This window comes from Mycolicibacterium iranicum (assembly GCF_014190915.1).
GTDB classification, from domain to species: domain Bacteria; phylum Actinomycetota; class Actinomycetes; order Mycobacteriales; family Mycobacteriaceae; genus Mycobacterium; species Mycobacterium iranicum_B.
In genome coordinates this window covers 422,168-448,009 of the sequence record NZ_JACHVU010000001.1, presented here as the reverse complement: position 1 = coordinate 448,009, position 25,842 = coordinate 422,168, and the positions used below count along the sequence as shown (strand labels likewise).

24 protein-coding genes are annotated in these 25,842 nt (G+C 67.9%); 9 read left to right on the top strand and 15 right to left on the bottom strand.

The window, feature by feature from the left end; translation table 11 throughout:
* The first annotated feature begins 19 nt into the window (after nt 1-19).
* Genes FHR72_RS02025 through FHR72_RS02010 form a run of 4 tightly spaced genes read left to right on the top strand, consistent with a single transcriptional unit; the run spans nt 20 to nt 4,026 of the window.
* Entirely contained in the window at nt 20-1,411 is a 1,392-nt protein-coding gene (locus tag FHR72_RS02025) for a MinD/ParA family ATP-binding protein (RefSeq protein ID WP_183466227.1), read from the top strand.
* The gene (eccD, locus tag FHR72_RS02020) at nt 1,408-2,934 is read left to right on the top strand and encodes a type VII secretion integral membrane protein EccD (RefSeq protein ID WP_183466226.1); all 1,527 of its coding nucleotides are present in this window, start codon (nt 1,408-1,410) and stop codon (nt 2,932-2,934) included. The genes FHR72_RS02025 and eccD overlap by 4 nt, the downstream gene beginning before the upstream one ends.
* Before the next feature lie 10 nt (nt 2,935-2,944).
* Nucleotides 2,945-3,712 carry a hypothetical protein gene (locus FHR72_RS02015; RefSeq protein ID WP_183466225.1) on the top strand — a complete coding sequence of 256 codons (768 nt, stop codon included), beginning with the start codon at nt 2,945-2,947 and terminating at the stop codon, nt 3,710-3,712.
* Complete coding sequence (locus FHR72_RS02010) at nt 3,709-4,026, top strand: WXG100 family type VII secretion target (protein WP_183466224.1); 318 nt, start codon at nt 3,709-3,711, stop codon at nt 4,024-4,026. The genes FHR72_RS02015 and FHR72_RS02010 overlap by 4 nt, the downstream gene beginning before the upstream one ends.
* A gap of 1 nt (nt 4,027) precedes the next feature.
* Here the strand turns inward: FHR72_RS02010 and FHR72_RS02005 are convergent, their stop codons facing one another.
* Nucleotides 4,028-5,068: an ESX-1 system-associated protein gene (locus tag FHR72_RS02005; RefSeq protein ID WP_183466223.1), complete on the bottom strand. Its 1,041-nt coding sequence runs from the start codon at nt 5,066-5,068 to the stop codon at nt 4,028-4,030.
* Nucleotides 5,069-5,083: 15 nt separating this feature from the next.
* Nucleotides 5,084-5,944 (bottom strand): EspK C-terminal domain-containing protein, encoded by an 861-nt coding sequence (locus FHR72_RS02000; protein WP_183466222.1) that lies wholly within the window; start codon nt 5,942-5,944, stop codon nt 5,084-5,086.
* Between the two features lie 169 nt (nt 5,945-6,113).
* On the opposite strand from FHR72_RS02000, the gene FHR72_RS26395 reads away from it, so the two are divergent.
* Nucleotides 6,114-6,248 (top strand): hypothetical protein, encoded by a 135-nt coding sequence (locus FHR72_RS26395; RefSeq protein WP_260155718.1) that lies wholly within the window; start codon nt 6,114-6,116, stop codon nt 6,246-6,248.
* Nucleotides 6,249-7,281: 1,033 nt separating this feature from the next.
* On the opposite strand, the gene FHR72_RS01995 is transcribed toward FHR72_RS26395, so the two are convergent.
* The 9 genes from FHR72_RS01995 to FHR72_RS01955 all read right to left on the bottom strand — a co-directional run bounded on the left by FHR72_RS01995 (nt 7,282) and on the right by FHR72_RS01955 (nt 17,579).
* A complete protein-coding gene (locus FHR72_RS01995; RefSeq protein ID WP_183466221.1) occupies nt 7,282-7,941 on the bottom strand; it encodes an ESX-1 system-associated protein in 660 nt (219 codons plus the stop codon).
* A 567-nt stretch (nt 7,942-8,508) separates the two neighbouring features.
* A complete protein-coding gene (locus FHR72_RS01990) occupies nt 8,509-8,856 on the bottom strand; it encodes a YbaB/EbfC family nucleoid-associated protein (protein ID WP_183466220.1) in 348 nt (115 codons plus the stop codon).
* A complete protein-coding gene (locus tag FHR72_RS01985; RefSeq protein ID WP_183466219.1) occupies nt 8,853-10,451 on the bottom strand; it encodes a PPE domain-containing protein in 1,599 nt (532 codons plus the stop codon). Before FHR72_RS01985 ends, FHR72_RS01990 begins: the two co-directional genes overlap by 4 nt.
* 46 nt (nt 10,452-10,497) lie before the next feature.
* Nucleotides 10,498-11,895: a type VII secretion protein EccE gene (gene eccE, locus FHR72_RS01980; protein ID WP_183466218.1), complete on the bottom strand. Its 1,398-nt coding sequence runs from the start codon at nt 11,893-11,895 to the stop codon at nt 10,498-10,500.
* Nucleotides 11,892-13,238, bottom strand: a complete 1,347-nt coding sequence (gene mycP, locus FHR72_RS01975; RefSeq protein ID WP_183466217.1) for a type VII secretion-associated serine protease mycosin — start codon at nt 13,236-13,238, stop codon at nt 11,892-11,894. Before mycP ends, eccE begins: the two co-directional genes overlap by 4 nt.
* Before the next feature lie 249 nt (nt 13,239-13,487).
* The gene (locus FHR72_RS01970; protein ID WP_183466216.1) at nt 13,488-13,745 is read right to left on the bottom strand and encodes an HPr family phosphocarrier protein; all 258 of its coding nucleotides are present in this window, start codon (nt 13,743-13,745) and stop codon (nt 13,488-13,490) included.
* A gap of 35 nt (nt 13,746-13,780) precedes the next feature.
* The gene (locus tag FHR72_RS01965; RefSeq protein ID WP_183466215.1) at nt 13,781-15,802 is read right to left on the bottom strand and encodes a PTS fructose transporter subunit IIABC; all 2,022 of its coding nucleotides are present in this window, start codon (nt 15,800-15,802) and stop codon (nt 13,781-13,783) included.
* Nucleotides 15,803-15,825: 23 nt separating this feature from the next.
* Nucleotides 15,826-16,803, bottom strand: a complete 978-nt coding sequence (gene pfkB, locus FHR72_RS01960; RefSeq protein ID WP_183466214.1) for a 1-phosphofructokinase — start codon at nt 16,801-16,803, stop codon at nt 15,826-15,828.
* Complete coding sequence (locus FHR72_RS01955) at nt 16,800-17,579, bottom strand: DeoR/GlpR family DNA-binding transcription regulator (RefSeq protein WP_183466213.1); 780 nt, start codon at nt 17,577-17,579, stop codon at nt 16,800-16,802. Before FHR72_RS01955 ends, pfkB begins: the two co-directional genes overlap by 4 nt.
* Before the next feature lie 51 nt (nt 17,580-17,630).
* Between FHR72_RS01955 and ptsP the strand changes: the two genes are divergently transcribed.
* A complete protein-coding gene (ptsP, locus tag FHR72_RS01950) occupies nt 17,631-19,385 on the top strand; it encodes a phosphoenolpyruvate--protein phosphotransferase (RefSeq protein ID WP_183466212.1) in 1,755 nt (584 codons plus the stop codon).
* On the opposite strand, the gene FHR72_RS01945 is transcribed toward ptsP, so the two are convergent.
* The gene (locus FHR72_RS01945) at nt 19,382-19,621 is read right to left on the bottom strand and encodes a hypothetical protein (RefSeq protein ID WP_183466211.1); all 240 of its coding nucleotides are present in this window, start codon (nt 19,619-19,621) and stop codon (nt 19,382-19,384) included. The two genes, ptsP and FHR72_RS01945, sit on opposite strands and share 4 nt — an antisense overlap.
* Nucleotides 19,622-19,747: 126 nt before the next feature.
* On the opposite strand from FHR72_RS01945, the gene FHR72_RS01940 reads away from it, so the two are divergent.
* Complete coding sequence (locus FHR72_RS01940) at nt 19,748-20,722, top strand: pirin family protein (protein ID WP_183466210.1); 975 nt, start codon at nt 19,748-19,750, stop codon at nt 20,720-20,722.
* Here FHR72_RS01940 and FHR72_RS01935 read toward each other — a convergent pair whose 3' ends face one another.
* From FHR72_RS01935 to FHR72_RS01925, 3 genes are read right to left on the bottom strand one after another with little or no spacing between them, the layout of a single operon-like run.
* Nucleotides 20,723-22,873 (bottom strand): FUSC family protein, encoded by a 2,151-nt coding sequence (locus tag FHR72_RS01935; RefSeq protein WP_183466209.1) that lies wholly within the window; start codon nt 22,871-22,873, stop codon nt 20,723-20,725.
* The gene (locus tag FHR72_RS01930) at nt 22,873-23,394 is read right to left on the bottom strand and encodes a hypothetical protein (protein ID WP_183466208.1); all 522 of its coding nucleotides are present in this window, start codon (nt 23,392-23,394) and stop codon (nt 22,873-22,875) included. The genes FHR72_RS01935 and FHR72_RS01930 overlap by 1 nt, the downstream gene beginning before the upstream one ends.
* Nucleotides 23,387-23,953: a TetR/AcrR family transcriptional regulator gene (locus FHR72_RS01925; RefSeq protein WP_183466207.1), complete on the bottom strand. Its 567-nt coding sequence runs from the start codon at nt 23,951-23,953 to the stop codon at nt 23,387-23,389. The genes FHR72_RS01930 and FHR72_RS01925 overlap by 8 nt, the downstream gene beginning before the upstream one ends.
* 167 nt (nt 23,954-24,120) lie before the next feature.
* Here FHR72_RS01925 and FHR72_RS01920 point away from each other — a divergent pair, with 167 nt between their 5' ends.
* On the top strand, nt 24,121-24,756 hold the full coding sequence (locus FHR72_RS01920; protein WP_183466573.1) for a TetR/AcrR family transcriptional regulator: 636 nt from the start codon (nt 24,121-24,123) through the stop codon (nt 24,754-24,756).
* 132 nt (nt 24,757-24,888) lie between these two features.
* Nucleotides 24,889-25,818: an SAM-dependent methyltransferase gene (locus tag FHR72_RS01915; protein WP_183466206.1), complete on the top strand. Its 930-nt coding sequence runs from the start codon at nt 24,889-24,891 to the stop codon at nt 25,816-25,818.
* The last annotated feature ends 24 nt before the right edge of the window (nt 25,819-25,842 follow it).

Here is a 25,842-nt window from a genome sequence, read left to right as displayed (position 1 = left end):
CACTGTCTGAGAGGTAGCCATGTCGGCCGACTATGACCGGCTTTTCCACTCCCCGGATGCCGTCCGCACGGCCGACGAGGAGCCGGACCGCGATACTCCGCCGGCCGGCCGTGACTCGGCGGTGCCGCCGGGTAACCCGCCGTCCAACGACGCGACCCCGCCCCCGATGCCGGCCGCTCCGCCGCGTACTCAAGCGGCACCGCAGGCCCCGCCCTCATGGCAGACCGAGGTGACCAGCCAGGTCACCAATCAGCCTCTCGCGCCGCAACATCAGGTGCCTCAGCGAGTTCCGAACAACGGGATGATGCGCGCCCCGCAGTCGGCGCCCCCCATGGGCGCCCGCCACGAGCAGCCGCGCCCCGGACCAATGCCGGCCCCGCGGCCAGCACCGCCGCCACCGCCGTCGCACTACTACGGCGAGAGCACCGACCAGCGTCTGGCCGCGCAACCGCAGCAGGCCTCGGCGGCGTCCATGGGCAACCACCGCGCGATCGACGCCCTGTCGCATGTCGGTGTGCGGTCGGCGGTCAAGATGCCGCCCCAGAGAGGTTGGCGCCATTGGCTTTACGTGATGACACGGATCAACCTGGGGCTCTCCCCTGACGAGGTCTACGAGCTGGACCTCTTCTCTCGTATTCGGCGCAACGCGCGCGATTCCTACCAGATCGGCGTTTTCGGGCTCAAGGGCGGCGTCGGCAAGACCGCGGTGACGGTGGCGCTCGGGTCGGCTCTGGCCAGCATCCGCGGCGACCGCATCCTCGCCATCGACGCCGACCCCGACGGTGGCAACCTCGCCGACCGTGCCGGACGGCAGTCGGCCGCCACGATCGCGGACTTGCTGTCGGACAAAGAATTGAACCGCTACAACGACATTCGTGCCTACACCAGCATGAATGCGTCGAACCTGGAGGTGCTGTCCTCCGAGGAATACAGCGCCGCGCGCCGCGAGTTCAACGACGACGACTGGCGCGCCGCCACCGAGATCGTCTCGCGCTACTACAACCTGGTGCTCGCCGACTGCGGTGCCGGGCTGTTCCAGCCCGGCGCCCGAGGCGTGCTCGCGACCGTGTCGGGTCTGGTCATCGTGGCCAGCGCGTCGATCGACGGTGCCCGGCAGGCTGCGATCACGATGGACTGGTTGCGCCAGAACGGTTATCAGGACCTCCTCGGCCGGTCGTGCGTGGTGATCAACCACGTGACCCCGGGCAAGCCGAACATCGACGTCGAGGATCTCGTGCAGCAGTTCGAGCGGCACGTGCCGGCGGGCCGGGTGATCGTGCTGCCGTGGGACAAGCACATCGCGGCGGGCACCGAGATCCAGCTGGATCTGCTGGGCAAGACATTCGGGCGCCGGGTGGTCGAACTTGCCGCGGCCCTGTCCGACGATTTCGACAGGCTCGAACGGCGTTGACGGCGACAGCTGCTCCACCGACATCGTCCAACGTCACCCCGGGCCGTCCTTCGACGACCCGGGTGACGGTGCTGACCGGACGCCGGATGACCGATCTGGTGCTGCCCTCGGCCGCGCCGATCGAAAGTTATGTCGACGAGACCGTCTCGGTGCTGGGCGACATCCTGTCCGACACCCCGCCCGACGTTCTGGGTGGCTTCGACTTCAAGGCTCAGGGCGTCTGGTCCTTCGCGCGGCCGGGCGCGCCGCCGATCAAGCTGACGGACTCGCTCGACGATGCCGGGGTGGTCGACGGCTCACTGTTGACCGTCGTCTCGGTCAGCCGGACCGAGCGATACCGTCCTCTGGTCGAGGACGTCATCGATGCGATCGCGGTGCTCGACGAGACACCCGAGTTCGACCGCCGCGCGCTGTACCGCTTCGTGGGGCTCGTGCTTCCGCTGGCGGCCCTGCTCATCACCGTCGTGGCGATCCTGTCCTGGGGCTTGACGGGTAAGAACTGGTGGTGGGCTGCCGCGCTGGGAGTGCTGGGTGTCGGCTTGATGGGCGGCAGCGTGCTCGCCCAGACCCGGTACCGCAACCTCGACATGGCCGAGAGTCTGCTGGTTTCCTCACTGGTCGCCCTGGTCGGCGGCGTCGTTCTGGCCGTGCCACTTCCCGAGGGCGTGGAATCCCTTGGCGCACCGCAGGTTGCCGGCGCCGGGGCGCTCGTGCTGCTGATGGTGTTGGCCACCCGGGGCGGTCCCCGGCGACGAGCCGAGGTGGCGGCTTTCCTGGCGGTGATCGCGCTCGCCCTCACGATGGCCGCGGTGGCGTTCGGCTATGGGTGGAACGCGTGGGTGCCGGCAGGAGCGATCGCGTTCGGGCTGATCGTCGTCACCAATGCGGCGAAGCTGACGGTCGCTGTGGCGCGCATTGCGCTGCCGCCTATTCCGGCTCCGGGCGAGACGGTGACCAACGATGAACTTCTCGACCCTGTCACGACCTCGGACGCGTCGGAGGAGTCCGAGACGTGGCAGGCCATCATCGCGTCGGTTCCGGATTCGGCCGCGCGCCTGACCGAGCGCAGCCGGCTGGCGAAGAGGTTGCTGATCGGTTTCCTGACCGCGGGTGCCCTGATCCTGAGCCTGGGGGCGGTCGCTGTAGTGGTGCAGGGGCATTTCTTCCTGCACAGCATGATCGTGGCCGGATTGGTGACCGTGCTGTGCGGTTTCCGTTCACGTCTGTATGCCGAGCGGTGGTGCGCCTGGGCGTTGATGGCCGCAGCCGTGGCGATCCCGACAGGGCTCATGGTTCGGCTCTGCCTCTGGTATCCGGACAGGGCCTGGCTGGTGCTGGCGATCTATACAGCGATGGCCGTGGTCGCCGTGATCATCGTCGGGGCAACGGACGGCGTTCGTCGCGTCTCTCCGGTGACGAAGCGGATTCTCGAACTGTTGGACGGTGCCACGATCGCGGCGGTGATTCCGCTTCTCCTGTGGATCGCCGGCGTATACGACGTCCTGCGCAACCTCAGGTTCTAGGAGGCAGAGCATGGTCACAGGCGGTCCCCCTCCGCTCTCGGTGGACCCGGAGCAGCTCGCCGCTGCCGGGGGGTCGATGCTGACGTCGGCCGGCCAATTGCCCACGGCACCTCCACCATTCATGCCGGTCGGGACGGATCCGCTGTCGGCGGCGATCATCGGCCAGATACCGGCCGTCGAAACGCCGGTGATGACGCAGCTGCCGCTCATTCAGACGCAGGCGACGACGACCGCGCAGAACGTGATCGACTCGGCGCTGGCCTATCGGGCCACCGACCAGCGCAGCGGGGCCGCCATCAACGAGATGATGCAGAACCCGGCGTTGTCACCGGGTGGGCCCGGCGGCGGTGGCAATCCCGCGGCGGGCGGCGGTGGCGGCGCCACCTCCGTGGGTCAGATGATGAGCATGCCCATGCAGATGGCAAGTCAGATGGGGCAGATGCCGATGCAGGTGATGGGGGCCGTCGCGGCCGTCCCACAGGCGGTGATGCAGGGTGCCCAGCAGGCGGGCCAGCAGGTCCAGCAGATGGCCGGCCAGTTCGGCCAGGGCGCCACCGGATCGTCGGGCAGCACAACGGGAAGTGGTACCCCGCAGGCACCCGGGGATAGCCCGCCCGCACCCGAGTCGCCACCCAGTCAGGAAGAGCAGGACGGTGCCGCTGCGGCTGATCCGCACGCCGAGCGGGCACCGGAGGCAGCAGAGGAGACCGAGGGACACGGCTCGGAAACGCCCGGACGGCATCGCGCCGCCGAGTCTGACGACAGGATCGACGTATGACCCAGGCATTGCAGGTCGACACCGGTGAATTGCGCAGAGCGGGTTCCAGTTTCACGTCTGCGGGCGACAGTCTGGCTGCGATGCAGGCGGACGCACCGTTGTCCGACGCGGCGGCCGCGGTCCCGCAGCTACAGACGGCTGCGGCGTGCAACGCTGCGAAGGCAACGGTTGCACAGGAGATGTCGAGCCTCGCGAGCGCTGCCCGCGAGTACGGCGGGAATCTGATCAGCTCGGCAGAGGAGTACGACGCCACAGATCAAGCTTCCGGAAGCAACGTCGCCGGGGTCGACATTCCCCCGCCGGCGCCGCGGTGACTCAGGTCTGAGCCGCCAGGCAGGCCTGGTTGGTGAGTGCCTGCAGACGTAGAGCGGCGTTGTCGAGGTGGGTGTCAGGCAGACCGTAGCTCGGCAGCGCCAGAGCGTAGGCCCGGCGGTAGTGCGCGGAGAGGACCGCGAAGTCGGCAGCGACCAGGTTGCCACTCAGCAAGCCAAGCAGCTGAGAGCGATCGGCGTTCTGCTGCATCGTGTTTGCGGTGTCGTCGGCCAACTTGCGTTGCTCTGGCGACCAATAGCCGGCGGGAATGTTCGGATCGTGGCGTTCCCGCCATGGCCGGGTCGCGTCAGCGTACTGGCGCACCATCGCCACCCATTCGGTGCAGAACGAGGACGGTCCTGCGATGTACTTCTCGGGGTTGCCCGTATCGGACGGCGGGACCCCCGGTACGGGTGGCGGACCCGGCAGCAGGAGGGGACTGCGCGCCGCGGCCGCGCCGAAGTCGATTGCAGCACAGATGGCGTTGATGGATTCAGCCGCGTTGACGGCGGTGCGGGCGAGGTGGTCGTCCGGGGGGCGGTAGCGGTCCACGTTCTTGGCGTAGGCGCGCCAGTACGCGATCGCCTGACTGTAAAGCTCGTGCATGACCCGGTGCGGAGTGCTCTCGGCGAGCGCTACCGCCCTATCGGCGGCCAGGCGCATCGCCGCGGCCACCTCGTGGTGCTGTTCGCGCTGCTGCTGCGTCCATGCGGTGGCGGGCACCGCCGGATCCCGCGCCAGCCAGCCGTTGCCCATCGCGGTCACGAGAGAGCCGCGGATCGGTTCCCATTCCGCGCAGGTCGGTTCGTCGGTGACGATGCTGACGGGGTCCTCGTCGTCAGCGCTTGCGACAGGGGCGCTTCGGATTGAAGGGCTCGGTACCGGGTCTGAGACCGAAGTGGACGCTGCGTCCTGCGGATCGCCTCGATTTACCCAGGACATCGCCAGGGTGACGGCCACGACGAGAACGAAGGCGATGCTGCCGAGGATCCACTTCGTGCGGTCGCTGGGCCGAAATCGGGGACCGGTGGGTGGCGGAATCATCCGTACCGACGGTACCTACACGGATGCGCCCGCGGTCACGGCGTCGCTCATGATGACGGAAAGGTGCTGCCAGTAGACCCAGTCGGCGATGGCGTTCCGCTGGTCGCTGGGTTCGGCCGCGTTGTGGGCCCGGTGCACGGCGAGCTCCTGAGCGTGGTCGGCGTAAGCGATGAAAGCGTTCAGATGCGCGGTACCCCGCTGCGGGTTGGTGCTCATCAGCGGCTTGGACACCTCGAACCACAGTTTCGGGGTCTGATCGGCAGGGGGTGCGCTGTCGGCGGGGGCAGGCGGCAGCAGCTCGTTCAAGCCGAAATCGCTGACTGTGCTGAGTCGTTGGGCCGCGCCGGGCGCAATGACCTCTAAGCGGCTGCAACCCTGCATTGCCTCATCGGGGATGTCCTCTGGGGTCAGGATGACCTTGGGCACCCCGGGGTCGAAGTTCGCGAACTGGTCTTCGGTCGCAACCACTGCCCGCAGTTGCTTGCTCTGATGCTGGGCCCACCCTTGGACTGCGAGGATCGGGTACGTCACCCACTTCGCGCGCTCGGCGACGGGAATCGTGTCGTCAGCGGACGCCATCCGAACCCCGTCCGGAAGGTGAACACCTTCGGGGATGTAGCCGATGCCGTAACTGTTGGCGACGACGATGGTGCCGTCCGCGGTCACGCCGGTGACCCAGAAGAAGCCGAAGTCCAGGAATCCGATATTCAGGGCAGCGGCGATGTGGCGGGCCCGGTGCAGCGGGTCGCTGCCGTTGTTCTTCCGGCGGAGCGCGCCCGCCGTCGATGCCGAGAGGATGGCGTCGCGTTCCGCGCGGGCCGCGGACACCGGGATGGGGGCCGCAGCTCCGGCGCTGGCGTTCGGAGAGGCGGACATCGGCGCGACGCCGGGGCCGACCGCCGCGGCGGGAGTCGCGCCGGGTGCGCCCACGGGAGGCGGCGCCGGCGGTGCGGGCGAGGTCGGAGGCCCGAGTGGAACGGGTGGTGACGGTGGCGCGCCGCCGGACGGCGGGGCGCCGACGGGGGCAGGGCCTGCGGAACCTGCGATGCCTCCACCCATGCCGCTGCCGCTCGGTCCGGCGCCGGATGCCGGGACGGTTGCCGCAGGCTGGCTGGGGGCGGGCGCCGGTGCGGGGGACTGCGCAGGCGCCGACGACGCCAAAGGTGTTGCAGGAGCCTGATTCACAAACTGTTGCATCGGGGTGGCCTGCGCCTTGCCTGCGCCTGCGGTCGAAGCTGCAGAGGATGGCTGGCCGCCGCCGGCACCTGTCGCCGCCGGAGAAGCGCCCGTCGGAGAACCGCTCGCGGATGTCGACGGAGAGCCGCCCGAAGCCGAGGGTGATCCGGCAGAGCTAGGACCGCCGCCCGAGGACGACGGGCCCGAAGAGCTCATCGGGGTGGATGGAGAGGAAGTACCTGAGGAAGTGCTTGGACTGCCCATGCCGCCGGGCGAGCCGGGGGTGGAGGGGGGCGTGGAGGGCGGCGATGCGGGCTGGTTCGGAACCGTATTCACGGATCCCGGAGTAACTGGGTCACTACCTCCTCCATCTGTATGGTTCCCAAGGCTCGGTGGGTTCGCCCTCGGTGGCGCGGGCCGGTTTGGGTTAGCCCCCCCGCGGTTCGAATTCGCAAAGGAAAGAATCGGTGGTGTCGGTGTCTGAGGCCCTACCGCCGGGGGGGATGCCACGGGCTCCGGGACGGAACCGGGCGGTGAAACAAAGTTTGTAAAATTGGTGATTTGCCCTGTGCTGGCGCTCACTAACCCGGTGTTGATTGAATTCTGCCATGCCACATACATCTTGATTAGCGCATCTTTCGTTCCAGCGCTATAATCCGGGCTTTGACGAATCTCTTGAATTACACCTTGAGCAGCTGCCAAATTCCTGTTGATGCTGCTTTTAATCTGCTCGACTATCCCTGCAAGAAAATTGTAATAGCTGTATGCGGTAGCTGCGTCAGCCTCGACGTGTTCCATTTTTTGGATTAGCTCATGAACCGTAGAATCCGCAGCGTCCGCGGCAGTTCCTGTCCAAGCACCGTCACGAAAGGTGCGGCTCTGCTGATCTTTCCAATTGCCTGAGGTCGAATGCACCGCGTTTCGTATGCCCAGCATCGTCGCTGCCCGTTCAGTTAACAGCGTTTCGTCAATATCTGGCCAACCCGCAGGTTCGGTCATTTCTTCAATGTATTCGCCCGTAACTTTTCCTATCCCCACTATTGCGCTCCAGCGGCTCTACACGCATGGCTATTCACCGCAGACAGCTCTGCAGCAGTATTTGCAAGATACGCGTCGGCCGCAACGTAGGTTGGAATAGATTGAACATATGCGCGCCGGTATTGGGCGAGAAGCGACGCAAAATCATCGAATACCGGATTCTGGCTTTGGGCTCCAAGGTTCTGCATTTCGCCAGCATTCTTGCCCATAAGAGTAGCCATACGCAGTTGAAGGTCTTGTTGCTCAGGCGACCACTGTGTCGCTGGCGTATTAGGATTTGTGGAAAGCCACTCGACTGTGTCGTTGTCGAAGCTCTGTGCGGCTGAAATCCAGGCCGGGCAGACAGATAGTTGCTTGCGTACGTACCTGACCGGATTATCCGGGTCGCCAACGGGGCCTGCGCCATAGGGGGACGGCGATGGACTTATGAGAGGTGAGCGAGATGCGGCGGATCCATAAACTATCGCCGAGCAGATATTGCTGATCGCATTGGACGCCGCCGTAGCTACCCGGGCAAGAGGGTCGTTTGTTGGAGAGTAAGAAGGAACCGCTTCCGCATAGGCGCGCCAGTATGCGACGGCCTGCTCGTAAAGCTCCCGCATGACCCGATGCGGCGTCAATTTTGCCAAATCAGTACTGCCTTCGGCAGCAGAAAGCATGGCCTTTGCTATGTCTTCGTGCTGCGTTCGTTGCGCAGGCGTCCACGCTGTCGCGGGGACTGACGGGTCTCGGTCATTCCATCCCTTTGAAGCTTGCGCTGACAGCGTCTCAGCAATGGGAGTCCAAGCTGCACAAGTCGGGTCTTCGGTGATGATTCCGACGGGGCCGTCATCATCGGCACTTACGAATTCGGAAGAATCAGTAGTCGACGGGGCAGACGCCGACGTCGTTGGCGGAGATGCCTGGTCTGGATCGTCCTTGGTTATCAAGAGGGTCGCAACGACTGTGACAACGACGACCACCAGCAGGGCGAGCCCGCCGAGGATCAGCCTTCCAGCGCTGCTACCGCGCTGCTGGGTGGGCTGAACCCCCCATTGCAAGTTTTCGTGCGGTGGCTCCGGAGGGTGCGGTGGCCGGTGACCGGGAGGGGGTGTGCTCACGCGGATTGCTCCCCTACGCGCTCCATCATCCCGTTCTCCCAATCAACCAATAGGTGCTTCGAGCCAAGGCTTTAGATGCTTAGCCTACGAGAGGCCTCGGGCCACTAAGGTCACTAAATCCTTCGCCTATGACGTTCCGTCGGTGTCCTTGATGTCGGCCGTGATCTCGGCAACCACCGCGTCCAACCGCTCGCGGTCGGCATCGATCGACGCAGACGCCTCCGCACTGGCCTTCTGCAACGCTTCGTTCACGCGCTGCTCGACCGTCTCGGTGCCCAACCGCAGCAAGCCGTCTTGGATGTAGACGTCCTTGAGCCATTGATGCCCGTTGAGTGTCACCTCGACCGTTCCGTTTTCGTCTGTGGCCGTGAACGATTCGGTGGCCATTTTGTCCAGCTGCTCGTCCATCAAGGATTGCAGCCGGCGTGCCTGCTTCAGCACCGCAGCCACCTCGGGATGCATGTCGTCGGTCATTGCGCCTCCCCCCTCTTTGTGTCGTCCGGTGCGCCCCGGCGCCGCGGCCGCACACCGATGACCTGCTCGGTGTGGGGTCGATCTTCAACGTAGAGGGGTTCATCCGGCGACAGCTGCGGGTTGCGCTTCTTTTCACCGGCGCCGGCGCCGTGCGCGCCGTGCATCGGCGCCATACCGCTCATGCCGCCGCCCATCGCGCCACCACCGGTGCCTGTCGACGCCACGGGGATGGGGGCACCTGGAACGACCGGGGTCGGCGCCACCGTCTCGGCACCGACTGCGGGCTGGAGCGGCGCCTGCGGCACGCCTCCACCTCCACCGGCACCTCCACCGCCGGCCGAACCGCCGCCTGACGCGGCAGGTTTCAGGCTGGGATCCGTCGGCAGCTTGGGGTCGGGGCCTTTGCCGGGGGTCGGCATGCCGCTGCCAGGCGAACCCCCTGGCGATCCGCCGCCGGGTGAACCACCTTGCTGGCCTCCACCCTGCTGACCCCCGCCTTGCTGCCCACCGGGCGAGCCACCCTGCTGGGCCGCCTGGGATGCCTGGTCCGCCGACATCGGGGAAACCGGTGCCTCCTGCGGTGTTTGGGGCTGCCCACCCTGCGGTTGCCCACCGCCGGATCCCGGCGCTCCGGAACCGTTCTGGCCACCGCTGCCCTCCCCGGGCCCGGGCTTGCGCGCCCGACGATGGTCATCGACGGTGACCGGCGTGCCACCCACCACCGGCGACGGCGGATCCTGAGGCTCGACCTGATAGGGCTGGCCGTCTCGCGCGTACTTATTCCTTAGTTCCTCGGAATCCGTCTGCAGCTCGGCCATCCGTTGGATCAACGGCAGCGCCTGCGCCGGATTCTGCTGGCTCATCATCTGCTCGTACAATTTCTTGTACTCCTCGGCGATGGGCCGGTGGTCTGCCTTCGCGGCGTCGTGCGCAGAGGCGAGTCGGTCTGCTTCTCCCGCAAGCTGTTTCCAGGAGCCGGCGAGCCCGATCAACCAGTCCCGGTAGCTGTTGAACTTGGCATACGCCGCGTCAGCGGCCTGGCCTTCCCACAGCAGGGTGTTGGTTTCGAATTGCTGTGCCGACGTCTCCAGCGATGTCGCGTTCTGCCGCCACATCGTGGCAGCGGCACGCAGGGACGCCGCATCGTCGCCCGCGTCGAGGGCCGTCTGCGTCTGCACCGGATCCAGCATCGGATCCGGCGGCAACTGGCCTTTCGGGATCGGCATCTTCGGCGGGTGTGGGAGCGCAGGGATGTCGACGCCCTTCGGCATCACCGACCCGCTGCCGGGGCCACCGGGAACGCCCATGGTGGAACCGATGTCTTGGCCCGCCATCTGGTCCACTTCGGAGTAGGCGGCGGCCACGTTGTCCAGCGTCTGGGCCAGGCGTTGACCCTCCACCCTGCCGTATTCCTGGAACGCCCAGAGGTTCTCGGCGTTCGCCGACAGATTGGTGATCGCCACGCTGCTGATGATCAGGGCGTCCGGGGAGATGAGCGCGGGTTGCGCCCCCATCGATGCGAAGGTCAGGCCGCGGATCTGCGTCGCCTTGCCCGTCAGATCGCTGGGCTCGACCTGCAGTTCTTCACCACTCATGAGCACCCCCCATGTGGTCGAGACGGCGGGATGAAGGTGGGCCGCATCATGGTTCGAGCACCATCTGATAGCGGCTCTCTTCCCGCGGGTTGATCAGCCGGATCGGGAGCTGCTTGTGTCGCGGTGTCGCGATGAAGTTGTCCCGGAACATGACTCGGCCGACGCCGGGATGCGGCCGCAGGTATGTCGTGGCGTGCGGCCACGACACCTTGGGGACGGGACCGATCTGCGCGTTGACGAACCCGCCGAACTCCCGGAACTGCGGCTGCAGCGTGACATTCGCACCCGCCGCCGCCGACCGCACCACGAACTGGGTGAACAGTCGCGCGTTGCCCAGGTTGATGCTGACGTCGACGTTGTCGAACGGCATGTACACCGGATAGCGGTCGGCGGTTTCGCCGACGAGCACGCCGGCCGATCCGATCGGCAACTCGTAGTGCCGGTCGGTGACCGGACTTTCGCCCAACAGCGCGGCACGCTGTCCTCCGTAGAGACAGGAGAAGCCGCGCGGTGTGGACGGGTTGGCGAGCGTGGTCAGCAGCACCGTGGCTGTGGGTGCCGACCCCGGAACGATGCGTACCCGAGTCAGTGTGTGGTCGGCGCGTGCGGACCACCAGATGTCCGGCCCGCCCGGTGCGTGGTAGGCCGCAGTGAATGTGCTGCGTCCCTTGACCATCGACCATGTCTCGCGTTCGAAGCTGATTTCGGTGGCGCCGTCGAAATCGTCGAAGCTGCGGGCCGGTTGTGCGTCCACACCCTTGCTGGCCAGGTGGTCGGCGATCCGCGTCGTCGACGACACCAGGTACTGCGCGAGTCCGGCCACGCCGACGTCGCGCCGTAGCGCAGATTTACGGGTTCGGTCCGGATCGGCCCGCAGCACGATCCAGGTGCGCCGGTGGGCGGGGGCGGGATACGGCCCGACCACCTGCTCGTAGAGCCCGACGAGTGCCGCAGGTGCTGTCCTCCCGACCCGGTAGCCCGCCGACACGATGTCGGCTTCGAGGTCCGGACAGTAGGCGGCCAGCAGGTTTTCGAGCACCTTGGTGTCGATCACGTCGTCGGTGAGTGCCTCGCCGTTGACGATCACGGTGGGTGTGAACGGCCGGGGAATCAGTTCGATCGCCGACACCACGTAGCCGTCCTGCCAGCGCAGCGCGACGTGGTCGCCCGGGATGACGGTGGCGCCGACGGCGGGTGCTGACGGCGTGGGCGGTGGTTGCCGGTGCCGACGCCGCCACGCGAAAAGTGCTGCGACCCAACCCGTGACGCGGCGTCCGCGGATCGTCACCAGCGACGCCAGACCGATTAGGACCCCCAACGTGATGCCAAGCCACACCAGTTCCAGGCGCGCGAACACCAGGACGCACGCCGGGATGAGCACGGCAGCCCACAGGGCATGACCGGTGGAGAACCTCAGCCCGAACAGGGAGCGGAATGTGCTCATCGGCGCCTCAATGCGCGTCGGGCGAGCGCGCCGACGCCGAGTAGCAGCGCGACGGCACCTGCGGCGACGACGACCGCGGTGATCGGGCTGCGGTCCGGCGGTGGGATGTGGACTGGCGGTGGAATCGCTTTGACGTTGTACGGGATCTCGGCCGGACCAGGAGGGACGTCCCAGGTCAATGCCGCGACAGGGTCGATCACGCCGGCGCCGACCACATTGTTCACACCGCCACCGGGGTGGCGGGCGGTTGCGGTGATCCGGTTGATGACCTGCGCCGGGGTCAGTTCGGGAAAGCGCTGTTTGATGAGCGCGGCAAGACCGGAGACGTACGCGGCCGAGAACGACGTGCCACTGATCGGGATCGGACCGTCTTCGCCCTGGAGCGCGTTGACCGGATTGCCGTCGTAGCCCAGCGCGACCAGGTTCTCGCCGGGGGCCGCGGCGCCGACCCACGGACCCTGGACGGAGAAGCCGCTGGGCTGGCCGTTGGGTGCGATGCTGCCGACGGCGAGCACGAGCGGCGAGTACCACGCCGGGGAGACGATCGTCTGGACTTCCTGCCATCCGCGGGGGTCGGCGGGCACGGCCGGATCGGGGGGAGCATTCTGCGTGCAGTTCTCACCGGTGTTCCCGGCGGCGACGACGATCACCGCGCCTTTGACGTTGACGGCGTAGTTGATGGCCGCGCCGACGACGGCCTCGTTGATGGGACGGGTCGTCTTGTAGCACGCGGCTTCGCTGATGTTGATGACCTGAGCACCCAAGTTGGCGGCGTGCACGATGGCCCGCGCCAGGCTGCGCAGCGAGCCGGCCGTCTGGGTGGCGTTGGGGTCGTTCGGATCGTTGCGGGCGCCGACGGGGGAGAAGCTGTCGGACGTCTGCCGCAGCGACAGAATGCGGGCGTCGGGGGCCACGCCGATGAATGCGTCGGTGGGTACGGGCCGGCCCGCGATGACGGCTGCGGTGAGCGTGCCGTGTGCGTCGCAGTCCGACATCCCGTTTCCGGCGGCGTCCACGAAGTCTCCGCCCGGTTCGGCGGGCACCCGCGGTGATCCGTTGATGCCCGTGTCGATGACGGCGACAGTTACGCCGGCCCCGGTTGCGAACTTCTGCGCCTCAGCGAGCCGGAGGTAGTCGCTGGCCCACGGCCGATCGGCGAAGTTCGAGTTCGGAAACGCCGTCGGGGCGGCGCAGATGCGGCGCTGTTCCATTGGCTGGTCCGGACCCGTCTCATCAGGCGGAATGGCCGCAGGATCGATGATCGGGGGTTCGATGGCTCCGGCCGGGGGAGCCGTCAGCGCCACCATGCACAGCGCGACGAACAGGGCACCTACTCGGCGCACGCGGTGTCACCCCCGGCGGTATCGGACCAGCACATGATGTGCTGACGCGCTCTCAGCAAACTCGACAACCACGATGGTACAGACCAAAATGTGTGGTCGGGGCAGCGCGTCCTAGGCACCAGGAAAGCGTAAGGGGGCCCGAGGAGGGGTCATTCCGCTTTCTTGGCGGGGGAGATCAGCGGCCGGTAGCGACGCAGGGCGGCAGTGTGTCCCTGCCGCCCTGCGTCGCATTGCCTGCCTGAAGCCAGGTCAGGCGTCGAGATCCTTCTGCACCAGCTCGGCGATCGTGTTCAGCGCGCCCTCGTCCTCGGAGGCGACGGTGACCTCAGCGCCATTACCGGCGCCGAGCGTCATGATCATCAGCGCCGATCCGGCGTCGACGGGTTCTCCGCCGTCCACCGAGAGCGTTACGGGGACGCCTGCGTTCACGGCGGCCTCGGCAATGATGGCTGCGGGGCGGGCGTGCAGGCCGATGGACGATCCGACGATGACGGTCTTGCTAGGCATGGTTTCTCCTTCGTTGTGGGGTGACAGATGGACGATCAGGCGGCGACGAGCTCGGGTTCGCTCTTGGCGCCCGGCTTGAAGAACTGCTTGGCGGCCACGACAGCCACCGCCGAGGCGATGGTGCCCGCCACGAGGGCAAGGACGAACCACAGCAGGTTGCCGATGGCGAAGAACACGAAGATGCCGCCATGGGGTGCGCGCAGGGTGACCCCGAACGTCATACACAGTGCGCCGGTGATGGCGCCCCCGAACATCATCGACGGAATCACACGCAATGGATCGGCCGCGGCGAAGGGAATGGCACCCTCGGAGATGAACGAGGCGCCGAGAAGCCAGGCGGCGCGACCGTTCTCCCGCTCCGGCTCGCTGAACAACGTCGGGCGGAGGGTGGTCGCCAAGGCCATCGCCAGCGGCGGCACCATGCCCGCCGCCATCACGGCTGCCATGATCTCGAACGACGCGGTGGTATCGGCCGCGAGACCGGCGGTCGCGAAGGCGTAGGCCGCCTTGTTGACCGGGCCACCGAGGTCGAAGCACATCATCAGCCCCAGGATCACACCCAGGAAGATCGCGGAGGTTCCGGTCAGTCCGTTGAGCCAGTCGGTCAGGCTCGTATTGACCCACGCCAGCGGCCGGCCGATGAGGAAGAACATGATCAGACCGACGACCAGCGAGGCGACCAGCGGAATGATGACCACGGGCATCAGGCCCCGAAGCCATTGCGGCGTCTTGAGATTGCTGATCCACAGAGCTGCGAAGCCGGCGATGACACCGCCGACGATGCCGCCGATGAAACCACCCCCGACGAATACGGCCAGTGCGCCCGCGGTGAACCCGGGCGCGATGCCCGGCCTGTCGGCGATGGCGAAGGAGATGTAGCCCGCCAGAGCCGGAACGAGGAAGCTGAACGCCAGGCCGCCCAGGGTGAACAGGATGGCGCCGAGGTATTGCGCGAGACCGCCGTCGGGCAGATTGGTCAGCGAGTTGTTCAGTGCGATGTCGTTGCCGGTGTCGGCGATCTCGTAACCGCCGAAGAGGAACCCGAGCGCGATGAGCAGACCGCCGGCGGCGACGAACGGGATCATGTAGCTCACGCCGGTCAGCAGGATCTGCCGCGTCCGGGTGCCCCACCCGACGTTGCCCGACGGGGCGGCACTGCCGGCGTCAGCGCTCGACCCCTCGACACGCGCTGCGTTCGGATTACCGGCTGCGGCAACGGCTTCGGCGATCATCTTCGCCGGCTCGTTGATCGCACGTTTCACGCCCGAGGCCACCACCGGCTTGCCGGCGAACCGGCCCCGGTCCTTGACCCCGACGTCGGTGGCGAAGATGACGGCGTCGGCCTTGGCGATCGTGTCCGACGGCAGCGGGGTGCTTCCCGAGGAGCCCTGCGTCTCGACGACCAGGGTGACCCCGGCTTCCTTGGCCGCGGCCGTCAGCGAGTCCGCCGCCATGTAGGTGTGGGCGATCCCGGTCGGGCATGCGGTGATCGCGACGATGGTCTTGGCCGCGGGCTGCTCGACGGGAGCTGACGCCTGCTGGGCAGGAGCCTGCGCGGCGGGAGCCGGCGCAGCGGGTGCCGGCGCAGCGGGTGCCGGGTTGACGACGCCGTCGACCAGCCCGACGACCTCGTCGGCCGAGGTCGCGTTGCGCAGCGACTCGACGAAGTCCTTGCGCACCAAAGCCCTTGCCAGGCTTGACAGCAACTTCATGTGCTCTTGACCGCCGGAGTCAGGTGCGGCGATCAGGAAGGCGAGATCGGCCGATCCGTCGGGGGCGCCGAAGTCGACGGCGGGTTTCAGCCGCGCGAAACCGATGGTGGGGGTGTCGACGTAGGGAGAGCGGCAGTGGGGGATGGCGATACCACCGGGCAGACCCGTCGCCGACTGTTGCTCGCGGGCCATCGCGGCGCCGACCAGTCCCTGGGCGTCCTGTGTGCGTCCCGCCGACGCGAGGGTGTCGACGAGGCGGGTGATGACCGCCTGCTTGTCTCCTTCGATCGCGGCGTCCAGGAGCACCAGATCCCGCGTGATGATCGGTGTGGTGGAGCTTGTCATGGCACTACCTTCGTCTCTTGTTGTCAGTGGGTGGCAGGAATGGGCGAGATCGGTGACACCTGAACCGCATTCAGGTCGATCTCGGCGGGGGTGGGCAGGTTCGTCCCGGGCAGAGCTGCAGCGGCGCTGCCGTAGGCGACCGCCATCTGGAGCCGCTGTGGGGGGACGGCGCCCCCGACCTCGGCGCGGACGTATCCCGCCAGCGACGAGTCGCCCGCGCCGACGGTGCTGCGCGGCACTATTGGAGGGGGGGTGGCCATCCAGGCCCCGTTGCCGTCGACAAGGACGGCTCCGGCCGCGCCGAGGGTGGCCAGTACAGCGCCGATCCCCCGGTCGATCAGCTGTCGCGCGGCATCCACCACGGGCCCCGGGTCGCCCTGCACCACAGCATCTTCCAGGAGCTGTGGTGAGTATCCGAGAACACCGGCCAGCTCTTCGGCGTTCGGCTTGATCAGGTCGGGTGCCGCGCGGTCCAGCGAACCGATCAGTGCGGCCAGAGGTGCGTCCGACGTGTCGACGGCGATCCGGCACGGGTGTGCCGCCAGGAAAGCGACGACATCGCCGTACCAGGACGCCGGAACGCCCGGTGGCAGGGAACCCGACATGACCACCCAGTCGGCGCCATTCGCCGCGTCGAGGACCGCGTCGGTGAATGCTGTCAGCATCGCCTCGTCGAGGGCTGCGCCCGGTTCGTTGATCTTGGTGGTCGTGCCGTCCTGTTCGGTAACGGTTAGGTTGGTGCGCGCGGGGTCCGTGGTGGTCACGATGCGATAGGGCACGGCCGCGGCCTGCAGAGCATTGATCAGGGGGTCGTTGGTGGCCGCAGGCAGTACCGCGACGGAGTCGACGCCGGCCATCGTCAGTACCTTCGCGACGTTGACACCTTTGCCGCCGGCCTGAGTCGTCACCGATGTGACCCGGTGCACGGCACCGCGGGTCAGCGGTGACGGCAGCGTGACGGTGCGGTCGATGCTCGGGTTGGGGGTGACGGTGACGATCACTGCTGGCCTCCTGCGCAGACGACCTCGACGCCGTGTTCGCTCAATTCTGCGCTGTCGGCGGCGGAGATCTCGGGGTCGGTGATGAGGGTGTCGACGGCGGAGATCGGAGCGAAGCTGACGAAGTCCTCGCGGCCCACTTTCGACGAATCTGCAGCGACGACAACGTAATTCGCGGCGTTGACCATCGCTCGTTTGACCGCCGCCTCGTCGTTGTCCGGCGTGGAGAGTCCGTGCCGGACGCTGATCGCATTGGTACCGAGGAACGCGATGTCGACACGCAACGTGTCCAGCACGCGCAACGCCTGGTCCCCGACCGCGGCCTGGGTGACACCGCGGACCCGGCCGCCCAGCAGCTGCAGCGTCACCGACGGCATCGTGGCCAGGCGCGCGGCGATAGGCACCGAGTTGGTGACCACGACCAGCTCGCGGTCGGTGGGGATGTTCGCGGCGATCCGCATCGTGGTGGTCCCGGCGTCGAGCAGGACGCTCGCACCGCCGAGCGGGAAGAACTCGGCCGCGGCGGCGGCGATCGCGTCCTTGTGCTCGGCGCGGGTAACGTCGCGCTCGCCGACGCCGGGCTCGACGAGATGCAGCGCACGGACCGGTACCGCGCCGCCGTGCACCCGACGGACGACGCCCGCCTTGTCGAGGACGGCGAGGTCGCGGCGCACCGTCTCGGTGGTGACGTCGTAGGCCTGCGCGAGTTCGGTCACCGATGCGCGGCCTCTCGTCATCACCAGCGACGCGATGGCCTGCTGCCGTTCTTCCGGATACATGGGACTCCGAGTCGAGGACTTGTGTGGGTATGGACCCGATTCAATGTTGATATGTTTGGTTTTACTCCTGAATGTGTTGACTTGTCAATCGTTTCTTGTAACCTGGTTCACATGACCGCGTCGTCTTCGCTCAGCTCACCCACTGCCGGCACCGTTCTGCACGGTGTTCCCGTTGTGGCCGGAGTCCAGTACGCGCCCGTGATCCGCCCCGGCAGGCTGCCTGAGGTCGACGCCGATGCCGGTGCCGATCTCGCCGAGGGAGACCGTGACGCCGAAGGGCAGCGCTTCACCGCTGCTGCCGCGGCGGTTGCGGAACGCCTGCGCGACCGTGCCGCCCACGCGACGGGCGCGGCCTCCGAAGTCCTGGCCGCCACCGCGACGCTGGCCACCGACCGGGGCTGGCTGGGTGCAGCGGAGAAACGCATCAAGGACGGAGCGCCGGCCGTGCGTGCGGTCAACGGCGCGATCGACCAGTTCGTCGAGATGTTCACCAAACTCGGCGGTCTGATGGCCGAGCGCGTCACCGACCTGCGCGACATCCGCGACCGCGTCGTCGCCGAACTCAACGGACTTCCCGAACCGGGCGTGCCCCTGCCCGACGAACCGTCAGTCCTGTGCGCCGAGGACCTCGCCCCGGCCGACACCGCCGGTCTGGACCCTTCGCTCGTCGTGGCCTTGGCGACCACGCTCGGCGGGCCCACCAGTCATACCGCCATCATCGCCCGCCAGCTCGGCATCCCGTGCATCGTCGCGGTTCCAGGTCTCGATGACATTCCCGCGGGCACAATGGTTCTGGTCGACGGCACCCGGGGCACCATCACGGTCTCCCCGGATGAGGCCACCGCCCGCAACGAGGTGGCCGAGGCCAGGCGCGCCGCCGACGCGGCCGCCGACTGGTCGGGCCCGGGGACGACGGCAGACGGTCACGCCGTCGCAGTGCTCGCCAACGTGCAGGACGGGGCCGCGGCACGGGCTGCCCGGGAGACCCCGGCCGAGGGCGTCGGACTGTTCCGCACCGAACTGTGCTTCCTGAACACCGACACCGAGCCGACCGTCGACGAGCAGGCCTCCATCTACGCCGAGGTGCTCGAAGCGTTCTCCGGCAACAAGGTGGTGGTGCGCACCCTCGACGCGGGTTCGGACAAACCGCTGAAATTCGCCGGCCACCCCGACGAGGCCAACCCGGCACTGGGCGTACGCGGGATCCGCATCGCCGCCAACAATCCCGCGCTGCTCGATCACCAGCTCGAGGCCATCGCCGTGGCCGCCGAGCGGACCGGCAACCCGCCCTGGGTGATGGCGCCGATGATCGCCACCGCCGACGAGGCGAAGAACTTCGCGGACAAGGCGCGCGCCCACGGGCTGACACCCGGCGTCATGATCGAGGTGCCCGCAGCGGCGCTGCTCGCCGACCGGATCCTGCAGCACGTCGACTTCCTGTCGATCGGCACCAACGACCTGGCGCAGTACACGATGGCCGCGGACCGCATGTCGGCCGACCTGGCCACGCTCACCGATCCCTGGCAGCCCGCCGTGCTCGCGCTCGTCGCGATGACGGTCAAAGCCGGTGCGGCCGTAGGCAAACCGGTGGGCGTGTGTGGCGAAGCCGCCGCAGATCCGCTGCTCGCCTGCGTGCTGACCGGCTTCGGGGTGACGTCGCTGTCGGCCGCGGCCGCCGCGGTGCAAGGCGTCGGCGCCAAGCTCTCGCAGGTGACACTGCAGCAGTGCCGCGACGCAGCCGACGCGGTGGTCGGTACCTCCAGTGCCGCCGAAGCCCGGGCTGCGGCGCTGTCCGTCCTCGGCTAGACGGTCCAGCCCGTCTCCTGCGGCCACGACTCCACATCGGCGCCGCTGCAGCGGAGCCGCACATAGTCGTAACCACGTTCGCCCGCCTGCGCGGTCGTGTCGGCGTACACCCGCCGGGCTTCGGCCTCCGGACCTCGAACCACAGAGGTCTCCTCGGCGCCGTTGGCGGGGTCACCCCGGTCGTAGAGCGTGGCAACGACGACTTCCCACTCCTGGGAGGCGGTGTCCTCAGGCATCAGCATCTCCTTCTGTGTCGCAGGGGGATACCCGCCTGCCGGAAAGGGAAGCCCCGCGCTTTGCGCCCAACGACCACCGCGTCGCTCAGCGGGAACAAATCGGACCATGGTCCGGTTAGTGCGGATATGCCTGCCATCACCGCTGACACGCTCACACTTCCCCGGGTCTCCGGCCCCGCCCCCACCGATGCCGAACGCCCTGTCCGGTCCGTGACGACCGGCCCGCGGGGCTACGAAGGCGAGGGTTTCCCCGTGGTTCGCGCCTTCGCCGGGGTGAACGCCCGCGACCTCGACCCCTTCGTGCACATGGATCAGATGGGCGAGGTCGAGTACCAGCCCGGCGAACCCCGCGGCACCGACTGGCATCCCCACCGCGGCTTCGAGACCGTCACCTACATGATCGACGGACGATTCGCCCATCAGGACTCCTACGGGGGCGGTGGCCTCATCGCCGACGGCGCCACGCAGTGGATGACCGCCGGGTCCGGGATCCTGCACATCGAGACGCCGCCGGCCGAGCTGGTCGACAGCGGAGGCCTGTTCCACGGCATCCAGCTGTGGGTGAATTTGCCCAAGAAGGACAAGTTCGCCGACCCCCGGTACCAGGCCATCGAGGGCGGCCAGGTGACACTGCTGGCGTCCGATGACGGCGGTGCGCTCGTGCGCGTCATCGCCGGCGAGATCGACGGCCGGGGTGGCCCGGGCGCCACGTACACGCCGATCACCCTGGCCCACGCGACCATCGAACCCGGTGCCCGGCTCAACGTTCCGTGGAACCGGGACTTCAACGCCCTCGTCTACGTGCTGTCCGGTCGCGGGACCGTCGGTGCGGCAGGCAACCCGATCCAGCAGGGCCAGCTGGCCGTTCTCGGCGCCGGTGACCGCATCACGGTCGCCGCGGCCGGTACGCAGGAGTCGCACCGGCCGGCGATGGAGGTGCTCCTGCTGGGCGGCAAACCGATCCGCGAGCCCGTCTTCCAGTACGGACCGTTCGTGATGAATTCGAAGTCCGAGCTCATCCAGGCCGTCGAGGATTTCCAGGCCGGGAAGTTCGGCACCGTTCCGCCCGACGCGCTGATGCCACACCGGCCCCTGAACTGATCACGGCGTTGCGGAGCGCAGCGGGTAGATGAGCTCCAGCTCGCCGATCGCCGCCGCAACCGTGAGCATCGGCAACGCCGCCGACAGGCCGAGGTCGTCGCTGCGTGCCTCGGAACGCAGCGCGCGCACGAAGTCGTCGCTGATCGGCACCCATTCGTGTCCGAGGTCGGGCAGTCCCGAGACCCGTCGGTAGATGGCGTCGACGTGTGACTCCACAACGGCGCGCACGGCAGGGTAGGCGCCCAGTGGCGGCGGGGTGGGGATGTCGGCGACGAGGTCGGCCGCGATGCGCAGGCGGATCGCGCGGTTGAACGACCGCACGATCGGCGCGCGGAAGTCGGTCTCGCCGCTGCTCTCCGAGAGATATTGCCGCACAGCATCGTCGATCACCCGCGAGGCAACCAGCGCGTGGTGGCCGAGCGCGGCGACCTCGTCGTTGCGCTCCTCGTACGCACCGCGCGTGATACGCAGCACCGCCGCCCGCAGGTACCGCGCGAAGATCCCGCGCGCCGAGTCGATGGCGCGGGTCACCGACGCGGTCGCACCACGCGGCCACAACAGCAGCGAGACCGCGACGCCGACCAGCGCGCCCACCACGACGTCCTCGACGCGGATCAGCCCGACCTCCCACCCGGTGGGGACGATCAGGTTGAAGAAGATGAGCACCATCATCGTGAACGCGGCCTGCGCGGCGGTGAACGACGCGATCTCAGGGACATACGCGGAGCCGAACACCGCCAGCGGCATCAGGATCCACAACACGGCCGGGTCGACGCCGACCAGACTGATGAGGACGGCGCCGATCAGGAACCCGATGCCGGTGCCGATCACGGCGCGCCACACCCGCGTCCCGGTCGTGAGCGCACTGCTGCGCAACACCGACAGCGCGCCGAGCACCACCCAGAAACCGTGCTCGACGGGAAAGACGTGCGTCACGGCGACCGCGAGCGCCAGACCGAGCCCGGTGCGCAGGCTGTTGCGTACCGCCACGGCCCGGTTCTCCACGAAGCCCGTCGTGATCTGCGCGGCGGCAACCGTTTCGGGGAGCAGCCGATCCGAGGCGCCTGTCGGGGGCAGACGCAACCCCAGCGCGCGCGCCCACACCGGGCGGGCGTCGGCGGCCGCTGCGGCGGCGATGACCCGGCCCGTCACGCCGATGGTCGCGGCAATCGTCCGTCGGCGCAGCAGATCCCGCCCGAGCATGACCGCACGCTCGTCGTCGGGCGCGCTGAGAATGTCGTCGAGGTCCTCCCGCCAACGGCCGCGCGCGATCGTGCGTAGAACCATCAGGGCCGCCTCGAGATCGGCCCGGGCCAGCTCCCTGTCGGCGGGGCGCGAGATGCGCAACACTGCGGCCGCGCACCGCAACACCCGGACCACGGCGTCGCGGTCACGCAGCGTCACGCCGGTGTCCTGGCCGATACGGTCGGCCACCCACTCGAGGTCGTCGACGACCCGAACCAGGGCGCGGCTGCCCGCGGTCAGCCCGACCGGCCGGAAGTCGGCGCCCAGGAACGTCTTTCGCAGTGCGTCCATCGCGCGACGGACGTCCTCGGCAGTGGCCTTGCCGTCCAGGCGGTCGGCGAGCCTGCTGCACGCGCGGGCCGCCCGGCGCCGCAACTGCCCGTGGTGGCGGGGCGGCAGCACGAACAGCGCGGCAGGGACGCAGACAGCCAACGCGATCGCCCAACCCAGCAGACGGTCCGACAGCGGGCCGGGCGGCGTGCAGGCGGGCAGCACGAAGGTCAGCAGCGTCGCCCGCTGTCCGGCGACGATCGTCTCGCTCAGGACGCCGGAGAACGTCACGGCCACACCGAGAACGAACATCGCTGCGACCGCGGGCCACGGATGCGGCGCCACGAGCGTTCCGAGCGTGATCATCACGAAGCCGTTGATCCCGAGCCCCGTGTACGCGACGGCGCGGTTCTGCCGGTTCCCCGGGAAATCGGAGAAGACCAGCAGCGCCACCGATCCGAAGATCGTGAACAAGGGTGTCTGCGGACTGTCCCCGCCGATCGCGAAGCCGACGCCACCGGCCATCGGCACCACCAGGGCGGCCCGCAGCGCACGCCGCAGCGCGTCGTTGTCGGGATCTCGCTGTGCGACGCGCGTGATGATGCGTTGTCTGACCCCGTGCAGGAGGGGCCCCATCAGTGCGCGAGGACCTTGATACCGATGACCAGCAGACCGACGCCGGCGAGTAAGACAACTGTCACAATTTGCTGCCAGACCGGGAGGCGGGTCCGGCGTACGGCCAGAAGAGCAATCAGCCCGAGTTCGGCGACGAGGATCCATTTGGCCACCCACATCGCGGTGTCCGTGTCGAGCAGCCCGAGCCCCGCCGCGGCCAGCGCCGCCAACGGCAGCAGCCCCGCCTGCAGGATCTGACCGGACGCCTGCACGATCCGCCGCGCCTCGGGTCCGCGCGGGGCGCGTTCGTGGATGCTCAGATGCGCGACCCAGTCGGCGAGCAGGCTGGCCGCCCACAGCCCGCCCATGGTGACCGCGACGTCGAGCATCCGCTGCCACGCGTCGGTGTCCTCCTCGGTGTACCGGGTCAGGACGACCAGCGTCGCCAGGCAGGAGATGGCCCCGTAGAGGCGCTCGCGCAGCATGGCCACGACGTGCTCGACCGGTTCGGCGGCGGCGGTGCGCTGCGTGCGGTCAGTCATCGTCGGACACCGTTCGGAACTGGCCCGAGTCGAGCGCTGCGAGCAGCTGCCCGACGATCCACCGCAGCCCGGCGGTGTCCGGGGGCAGCAGCGCCTGCTCGTAGCCGACAAGCAGGTAGACCGCCCAGGCCGCGAACAGCTCGGCCTGCCGGTCGTCATTCAGGATGGACAACGCCGAGTCGAAGAGGATGTCGAACCTCTGCCGGTCGACCGCGGCCTGCACCTCGCGCACCGCCGGGTCGATCGAACTCCACACGCGAATCGCGGACTCGGCGCCGTGCGGCAGCGTCAGACCCGCCCTGATGAGTCCGTCGATACGCCGTCGCGGGTCCGGCTCGGCCCTCGCCGCCTCGATGGTCCGCACCGTCATGCCCTCCTGCCAGTACGTGACGAGCTGCTGGCTGTAGGACGACCAGTTCTGGAAGTAGTGATAGAAGGAGCCGGTGGTGACGCCGACACGGTGGCACACCTCGGCGAGCTTCAGACCCCCGTACCCGAGGTCGGAGAGGACGTCGAGACCCACGTCGAAGAAGGCCTCCCTCGATGCCGCGGCCCCCATACCGGAGAACCCTAGTTCGCCGAGGGTCACCCGCGGATGGGCTATCGCCGGGCGGGCCGCCGAATCGCCGGTGAGTAAACACCGATGTGTTTGCTGACGGATCACTGCCCGGTAACGGCGCGAGGTGGTGTGAACGGGGGGTAGGTGACGTGTGGCACAATTTGACCGTGCCGTATACGGCTAGTAGAGGTCCAGGACGTCCTCCCGCAGCGAAGGCAGCTGAAACGCGGGAGCGTATTCTGCATGCCGCTCGCGAGGTGTTCAGCGAACTCGGGTACGACGCGGCGACATTTCAGGCAATAGCGATTCGCGCTGATTTGACCCGCCCCGCCATCAATCACTACTTCGCCAGCAAACGTGTGCTCTGGAGTGAGGTGGTCGAACAGACCAACTCCTCGATTGTTAGCGCAGGCATCGCGCGGGCGCAGGAACAGACGACGTTGATCGAACGCCTGGCAGCGTTTCTGTCGGTGGCGACGCAGGCGGACAGTGAGGATCGGTCGGCTGCTGCGTTCCTGGTGACCTCGGTCCTGGAATCCCAGCGGCATCCCGAGCTCAGCAACGACGAGCACGATTCGTTGAAGAACTCGCGGGCGTTCGTCTCCTGGGCGGTGAACGACGCGATCGCGCGTGGTGAATTGAGCACCGACACCGACGTCGAACACCTGGTGGAAATGCTGGTGGCCGTTGTCTGGGGGATGGGTTTCTACGCCGGTTTCGTCGCCGACCGCACCGAGCTCGGGGCCGTCGTCCACAAACTCGAACTGCTGCTCGCCAACAAACTCTGGAACCTCAGCGAGTAATAGCCGGTCTGTTTCTGACCGTTTCCTGTGAGTTCGGCCTCGAAGGCTGTGGCGTGGCCCACAGCAACACCGAACGGGCCCACTGATTAGATAGGCTTGCGAAGTAATACGTCTCGACTTCGGGAGCTGGCAATGAGTTCACTTCGCACCGACAACGACACCTGGGACATCGCCTCCAGCGTCGGCGCCACCGCCGTCATGGTCGCCGCCGCCCGCGCGGCAGAGACCGAACGCACGGACCGGATCATCGACGATCCGTACGCGAAGGTGCTTGTCGCCGGAGCCGGTGCAGGCGCCTGGCAGTTCATGGCCGACGACGCGTTCGTGGAGCGGGTCGTGGAGAACGACCCCGAGATGGGCGCCCTGTTCGAGCACATGGGCAATTACCAGGCCGTGCGCACCCACTTCTTCGACGCCTACTTCGCCGCCGCGGCCGATGCCGGCGTCCGGCAGGTCGTCATCCTGGCCTCGGGTCTCGACTCCCGGGCGTTCCGGCTGCCGTGGCCGGCCGGCACCACGGTGTTCGAGATCGACCAACCGCTGGTGCTCGAATACAAGGCGGCCGCTCTCGCCGAGCACGGCGCGACACCGTCCGCCGATCGGCGCGAGGTGCCGATCGATCTGCGCCAGGACTGGCCCGCGGCACTGCGCGCGGCCGGCTTCGACCCCGGCCGCCCGACGGCCTGGCTGGCGGAGGGCCTGCTGATGTACCTGCCCGCGGACGCCCAGGACCGCCTCTTCGCCCAGGTCACCGAGCTCAGCGCCCCCGGGAGCAGGCTCGCCGCGGAATCGATGGGGATCCATGCCCCCGACCGGCGGGAGCGGATGCGGGAACGGTTCGCGTCCATCACCGCGCAAATGGACATCGAGCCGATGGACATCACCGAGCTCACCTACGACGATCCCGAGCGCGCCGAGGTGGCCGACTGGCTCGATGCCCACGGGTGGCGCGCCGAGGCTGTCGAGTCGCAGGACGAGATGCGCCGCCTGGGCCGCTACGTCGAGGTCGTGGACAGCGACGACGAGTCCTTCTCCACCTTCACGACCGGGGTCAAGCTCTAGGCGGAGCTTGACACCTGTTCACCA